The organism is Streptomyces triticirhizae, from assembly GCF_003696235.1.
In the GTDB taxonomy this organism is placed as follows: Bacteria; Actinomycetota; Actinomycetes; order Streptomycetales; family Streptomycetaceae; genus Streptomyces; species Streptomyces triticirhizae.
This window is the reverse complement of sequence record NZ_RFFJ01000020.1, coordinates 41,621-48,290: the sequence shown is the minus strand read 5'-3', so window position 1 is coordinate 48,290 and position 6,670 is coordinate 41,621. Positions and strand designations below refer to the sequence as shown.

Annotated in this window: 5 protein-coding genes and 1 pseudogene; 1 reads left to right on the top strand and 5 read right to left on the bottom strand. The window is 71.9% G+C overall.

Annotated features, from left to right (window positions below; all coding sequences use genetic code 11):
* Window positions 1–1,275, bottom strand: a pseudogene (locus EBN88_RS06480) (DNA-binding protein); the annotation flags it as partial.
* 189 nt (window positions 1,276–1,464) lie between these two features.
* On the opposite strand from EBN88_RS06480, the gene EBN88_RS06475 reads away from it, so the two are divergent.
* Window positions 1,465–2,319 (top strand): helix-turn-helix domain-containing protein, encoded by an 855-nt coding sequence (locus tag EBN88_RS06475; protein ID WP_122182836.1) that lies wholly within the window; start codon window positions 1,465–1,467, stop codon window positions 2,317–2,319.
* A 128-nt stretch (window positions 2,320–2,447) separates the two neighbouring features.
* Here the strand turns inward: EBN88_RS06475 and pstB are convergent, their stop codons facing one another.
* The 4 genes from pstB to EBN88_RS06455 all read right to left on the bottom strand — a co-directional run bounded on the left by pstB (window position 2,448) and on the right by EBN88_RS06455 (window position 6,606).
* Window positions 2,448–3,227, bottom strand: coding sequence for a phosphate ABC transporter ATP-binding protein PstB (gene pstB, locus EBN88_RS06470; RefSeq protein WP_122182835.1), 780 nt, complete (start codon window positions 3,225–3,227; stop codon window positions 2,448–2,450).
* 59 nt (window positions 3,228–3,286) lie between these two features.
* On the bottom strand, window positions 3,287–4,384 hold the full coding sequence (pstA, locus tag EBN88_RS06465) for a phosphate ABC transporter permease PstA (protein WP_122182834.1): 1,098 nt from the start codon (window positions 4,382–4,384) through the stop codon (window positions 3,287–3,289).
* Window positions 4,384–5,367 (bottom strand): phosphate ABC transporter permease subunit PstC, encoded by a 984-nt coding sequence (gene pstC, locus EBN88_RS06460; RefSeq protein WP_233580496.1) that lies wholly within the window; start codon window positions 5,365–5,367, stop codon window positions 4,384–4,386. Before pstC ends, pstA begins: the two co-directional genes overlap by 1 nt.
* A 126-nt stretch (window positions 5,368–5,493) precedes the next feature.
* Window positions 5,494–6,606: a phosphate ABC transporter substrate-binding protein PstS gene (locus tag EBN88_RS06455; protein ID WP_122182833.1), complete on the bottom strand. Its 1,113-nt coding sequence runs from the start codon at window positions 6,604–6,606 to the stop codon at window positions 5,494–5,496.
* Between the last annotated feature and the right edge of the window lie 64 nt (window positions 6,607–6,670).

Below are 6,670 nucleotides of genomic sequence, written 5' to 3'. Positions count from 1 at the left end.
CAGCAGCCCCAGCGCCCGGTGGCGCAGCGCGGCGGCCGGGCCCCGGTCCAGGCCGCCGCCGAGCGCCGCCAGCAGCCGGCCCTTGCCGTCGCGGGTGCCGACCAGGGACGGCACCCGGGTTCCGGCCAGCCAGGCGGTGGCCAGCCGCAGCCAGCGTTCGCCGGTGGGCGCGGCCAGCCAGTCGTCGTAGGCGGGGGTGGGCGCGTACCGTTCGTCGGCCTCGTCGTCGGAGGCCAACAGGCCGGCGGCGTAGGCCAGTTCCAGCCAGAACACGGCCTCGGGCTCGGGCACGTCCAGGGTCACAGCGACCCGTTTCAGCTCCCGCACGCCCAGCCCGCCGGAGCGCAGCACGGGCGGGCCCTCGTGCTCCCAGGAGGCCAGCAGCTCCTCGACGGTGTCAACGGCGCGCTGCGCCGCGCCGGCCGCCGTGGCGTCGACCAGCTCGGCCGCGTGCTCGGCGACGGCGACCACCGGCGGCGGCTGCGGGCGCGGCTCGCGGTGGGCCCGGCCGCCGCGCAGGGTCAGCGCGACCTCCCTGGGCAGCACCACGGTGCCCGGCTGGGTGGGCATCAGCAGGCCCCGGTCCAGCAGCCAGCGCAGCGGGGCGCCGGAGCGCGCGGCCTCCGCGCCGCTGCCGAGCGTGCCGTAGGGCGGGCCCCAGGTCAGCCGGTCCAGCGCGGACCTGGCGGCCTCAGGCGCATCGGCGAGCAGCGCGGCCAGCCGCTCCGGGTCGCGGAAGAGCGCGCCGAGCGCGGCGACCGCGCTCACCGGGTCGTGGGTGGGCGGCAGCCCGCACGCGGTGAGCAGCGCCTGGGTGCGGCTGGGCGCCATCCCGGCGGCCGCCTCGGCCAGCGTCGGGCCGAGGCCGGTGGCGCTGGGCCGGCCGGCGCTGGGCGCGAGCAACTCCTGGGCGACGCGCACCAGTCGGAGCGCGTCCGCGCGCCCCCACAGCAGCGCCCGGGAGCGCAGCGTGGCGAGCGCCTCGGGGAGCCGTTCCTCGCCGCCGGGCAGCAGGGCGGTCAGCGCGTGTTGCGAACAGGGGCGCTCGGCGATGGCCAACGCTTCCGCCGTCTGGAGGGTGAAGGTGTCCAGATGCTCCAGGGCGCGCATCACGGAGGTGCGCGCGCCGGCCCGCGTGGCCAGCTGGGAGAGGTCGCCGGGCAGCGGGGAGAGCAGGTCGGGGCGGGCGCGCAGCAGCTCGGACAGCTCCGCGTCGGAACGGGAGCGCAGTTCGTCCGCGAGGGTGCGAGGGCTGTCGATGGAACCGCTGGTCATCCTGCCAACCGTAGCGGCAGTCGGCCCCGGGTGACATGGCCTGGCGCGGTGGAGCGCGTCGGCTGAACCGTTTTTGTCGTCCGTTTGCTCCGGGGCAACCGTGCCATTGGGGGTGTGTCAGGCGAGTGGACTGTCGAGGTCGGGGCGCGGCAGACTCGGAAACCAGTCAACGGAAGGACCTGATCGACGATGCCGCCGAGGGAGAACCCGACCGCCCGACAGGCCCGACTCGGCGCCGAACTGCGCAAGTTGAGGGTGGCGGCGGGGCGTACCGCGCGCGAGACGGCGGCCATGCTGGGCACCGACCAGGGGAAGATCAGCCACATAGAGTCCGGCCGCATCGGCGTCAGCGAGGAGCGCATCCGGAAGCTCGCCGACTTCTACGGATGCGCTGACGAGGCGCTGCTTGAGGCGCTCTGCGCGATCGCCAGGGAGCACCGTGGCCAGTTCTGGTGGGACGAATATCGTGGCACCCTTGCCTCCCAGTACCTGGCGGTCGCCGAGCTGGAGCACCATGCCACCGCGCTGCGCACCCTCCAGACCGTGACGGTGCCGGGCCTGTTGCAGACGGAGGAGTACGCGCGGGCGCTGTTCCGGGGCGGGCTGCCCGAGCCCACCGAGGAGGAGATCGACGTGCGGGTGGCGCACCGGATGCGCCGCAAGGCGGTTCTGGAACGGGAGAACCCGCCCCCGTTCTCCGCGTTCCTCCACGAGGCGGCGCTGCACATGCGGTTCGGCGGGCGGAAGGTCGCCAGGCGCCAGCTGGAGACGCTGATGGAGGCGGCGGACATGCCGCAGGTGACGGTGCGGGTCATCCCGTTCACCAACGAGGACTTCTACGAGGTCACCCAGCCGATGCTCTATGTCCACGGCGTGGTGCCCCAGTTGGACACGGTGCTCGTCGACGGCCCCACCGGGGGCGGGCTGTTGGGCGCGGACGACGAGCTGGCGCACTACCGGATCTTCTTCGGCCGCGCGACCTCGCGTTCGCTGGACCCGGAGGAGTCCCGGCAGCTGATCCACCACATCGCGCGCACGCTCTAGCGCTGTGCGTTCGGGGAACGAGGCGTGGTTCGGTGGGACGGCGGGTTGGGCGGGTGCGGGGCGCCCGTGGCGGGCGTCCCTTTTCCCACCCACCCGCCCTTTTTCGGCGGAGCCGGGGAGGTGCGGTGTCAGCCGAAGCGGCCGGAGACGTAGTCCTCGGTCGCCTTGTTGCTGGGGGAGGAGAAGATCTTCGTCGTCTCGTCCATCTCCACCAGCCCGCCCGGCTCGCCGATGGACCGCAGGTTGAAGAAGCCCGTCACATCGCTGACCCGCGCCGCCTGCTGCATGTTGTGGGTCACGATCACGATCGTGTACTGCTGCTTCAGCTCCAGCATCAGGTCCTCGATCGCCTGGGTGGAGATCGGGTCGAGCGCCGAGCAGGGCTCGTCCATCAGTAGCACGTCCGGCTGCACGGCGATCGCCCGCGCGATGCACAGCCGCTGCTGCTGCCCGCCCGAGAGGCCCGAACCGGGCCGCTTCAGCCGGTCCTTGACCTCCTCCCAGAGGTTCGCCGACCGCAGCGAGCGTTCCACCAGCGCGTCCATCTCGGACCGCTTCATCCGCTTGTTGTTGAGCCGCACCCCGGCCACCACGTTGTCGTAGATGGACATCGTGGGGAACGGGTTGGGCCGCTGGAAGACCATCCCGATGTGCCGGCGCACCGCGACCGGGTCCACCTGCGGGCCGTACAGGTCGTGCCCGTCCATCAGCACCTTGCCGACGGCGCGCGCCTTGGGCACCAGTTCGTGCATCCGGTTCAGGGTGCGCAGGAACGTGGACTTGCCACACCCCGAGGGCCCGATCAGGGCGGTGACCGAGCGCGGCTCTATCGTCATCGAGACGCCCTGCACGGCCAGGAACTTGTCGTAGTAGATGTCGAGATCCTTGACCTCGATGCGCTTGGCCACGGTGCTTCGCTTCCTCTGCGTGTCCGGTGTGGACGGTGTGAACCCGGTCCCTGCGGCCGTCAGGCGCGGGTCTTCGGGGCGAACAGGCGGGAGATCAGGCGCGCCACGAGGTTGAGCGCCATCACGATGAGGATCAGCGTGAGCGCCGCCGCCCACGCCCGGTCCAGGAACGGTTGCGGCGGGATGCCCGGCGTCGCGTACTGGTTGAAGGAGAAGACCGAGAGCGTCGCCATCCGGTCGTCGAACGGGTTGAAGTTGTCGCTCGCGGTGATGCCGACCGTGACCAGCAGCGGGGCGGTCTCGCCGATCACCCGGGCGATGGCCAGGGTGACGCCGGTCGCGATGCCGGCCAGCGCGGTCGGCAGCACGACCTTGACGACGGTGCGCCACTTCGGCACGGCCAGCGCCATCGACGCCTCGCGCAGCTCGTTGGGCACCAGCTTCAGCATCTCCTCGGTGGAACGCACCACCACCGGGATCATCAGCACGCTCAGCGCGACCGAGCCCATGATGCCCATCCGCACCCCGGCGCCGAAGAACAGCTCGAAGAGGGCGTAGGCGAACAGGCCGGCCACGATCGAGGGGATGCCGGTCATGACGTCCACGAAGAACGTGATGTAGCGGGCCAGCGCGCCGCGCCCGTACTCGACCAGGTAGATCGCGGTGAGCAGCCCGATCGGCACCGAGATCAGGGTGGCCAGGCCCGTGACGATCAGCGTGCCCATCAGCGCGTGGTGCGCGCCGCCGCCCTCGCCGACCACGCCGCGCATCGAGTTGTTGAAGAAGTCGGCGTCGAAGCGCTCAAGTCCCCGCGCCAGCACCGCGCCCAGCACGGAGACCAGCGGCAGCAGCGCCACCAGGAACGCCGAGGTGACGACCGCCGTGACCAGCCGGTCCTGCGCCTTGCGCGCGCCCTCGACCGCCCGCGACCAGCCGCAGACCAGCAGCGTGTAGCCGACGGCGGTCACCAGCCCGGCGACCACCGGGTTGACGTCGAGCAGCAGGTGCAGCGCCAGGCCCAACGCGGCCCAGGCCAGCAGCGCCAGCGGCGCGGCGCGGCGGGGCAGCGAGCCGTGGGTGAGCGCGGGGCGCTCCAGCACCACGGGCGGCTCCTCGGGCTCGGGCGCCTTGGTGAGGGAGGTCGGTGATGTGCTCATCAGTTGGCTCCCGAGAAGTCACGGCGGCGGTTGATCACCGCGCGGGCCGTCATGTTGACCAGCAGGGTGACGGCGAAGAGGACCAGGCCCGAGGCGATCAGCACGTTGATGTCCAGGCCCGAGGACTCGGGGAAGTCCAGCGCGATGTTGGCCGCGATGGTGGACGGGTTGCCGTTGTTGATCAGGTTGAACGTGACGCCGCCGGACGGGGAGAGCACGATCGCCACGGCCATCGTCTCGCCCAGCGCGCGGCCAAGACCCAGCATCGCGCCGCCGATGATGCTGGAGCGGCCGAACGGCAGCACGGCCTGTCGGATCATCTCCCAGCGGGTCGCGCCCAGCGCCAGCGACGCCTCCTCGTGGAGCCGGGGCGTCTGGAGGAACGCCTCCCTGATCACGGCCGTGGTGATCGGAAGGATCATCACCGCCAGCACGATCGAGGCCACCAGCATGGTGCGGCCGGTCGCCGAGGCCGGGCCCTCGAAGAGCGGGATGAACCCGAGGTTCTCCTCAAGCCAGCGGGTCGGCTCCACCGTCAGCGGCGCCAGCTCCGACAGGCCCCACAGGCCGAAGATGATGCTGGGCACGGCCGCCAACAGGTCGATCACATAGCCGAGCGCCGTCGCCAGTCGGCGCGGCGCGTAGTGCGTGATGAACAGCGCGATGGCCACCGCGAGCGGCGCGGCCAGCAGCAGCGCGAAGAGCGCGGCCAGCAGGGTGCCGAAGAGCAGCGGCCAGACGTAGAGGACGATGCCGTCCCCGCCGGGCACCTCGTCGGGATCGGCCCACAGCGCCGGCCACGCCTCGACCAGCAGGAACGCCGCGACCCCGGCCAGGATGACCAGGATCAGCACGCCGGCGCCCATGGCCGACGAGGAGAACACCCGGTCCCCGAAGCGACTCACCGGTTTCTCGAACAGCGGTGCTTCGGGCGGCGGTTGGGGCTGGTTGTCGGGGTGGGTCAGCTCGGTGCTCGATGACACTCTTCGCTCCCTTCGTCGAGGCTGGTTCTCCGAACGGGCGGGGCCGCCGCCCCGGGAGGGGCGACGGCCCGTGCGCGGGTGGCCTCCCCGCCGGGGGGAGGCCACCCGCGCCGGGCGTTCGGATCGTCAGCCGGCCGCGATGGCGTCGATGGCGGGCTGGATCTCCTGGCGCAGCGCGTCGGAGATCGGCGCCGAGCCGGCCGCCTCGGCGGCGGCCTGCTGGCCCTCCTCGCTGATCACGTAGGAGAGGTAGGCCTTCACCAGCTCGGCCTCGGCCTCGCTCTCGTAGGTGGCGCAGGCCATCGCGTAGGAGACGAGCACGATCGGGTAGGTGCCGGCCTCGGTGGTGTCGCGGGCCAGCTCGTAGGCGAAGTCGTACTGACCCCGGCCCTCGACCCGCTCGGAGACCTCCAGCACGTTGGCGGCGGCCTCAGGGGAGTAGGCGACGAAGTCCTCGCCGACGCCCACGTTGACGCTCGGCAGGTCACCGGCCTGGCTGGCGTCGGCGTAGCCGATGGTGCCGTTGCCGCCGGAGACGGCCTGCACCACGCCGGAGGTGCCCTGGGCGGCCTCGCCGCCGGAGACCGGCCACTCGTCGCTGACCTCGTGCGGCCAGGCGTCGGGGGCGACGATGCTCAGGTACTCGACGAAGTTCTCGGTGGTGCCCGACGGGTCGGAGCGGTTGACCGGGGTGATCGGGGTGTCGGGCAGCTCGGCGTCGGGGTTGTCGGCGGCGATGGCCTCGTCGTTCCAGGTGGTGATCTCCTGGTTGAAGATGCCGGCGATGGTGGCGGGCTGGAGGTTCAGCTCGTCCACGCCCTCGACGTTGAAGATCAGCGCGACGGGCGAGACATAGACCGGAACCTCGATGACCTCGCCGCAGCGCTCGGTGGCGGCGGTCAGCTCCTCGTCGGCGAGCGCGGCGTCGGTGCCGCCGAAGGCGATGCCGCCGGCGATGAACTGCTCACGGCCACCGCCGGAGCCGACCGGGTCGTAGTTGACGGTGACATCCGGGTTGGCGGCCAGGAAGCCGGCCTGCCAGGCCTGCTGGGCGGCGGCCTGGGAGCTGGCGCCGGCCCCCGATATGGTGCCGGACAGTTCGGAGCCGCCCTCGCCGTTGCCCCCCGAAGTGCCCCCGTCGCCGTTGTCGTTGCTCTCGTTGTCGCTGCTGCACGCCGTGACCAGCGCCAGGGCGGACACCACGGCTATCGCGGCGATGCGAGCGCGCGTCTTGCGCATGACCTGCTCCTTGTTCCTGACCGGCCCCGTGGCCGGGATGTGGAGATAACGTCGATGACGTGTT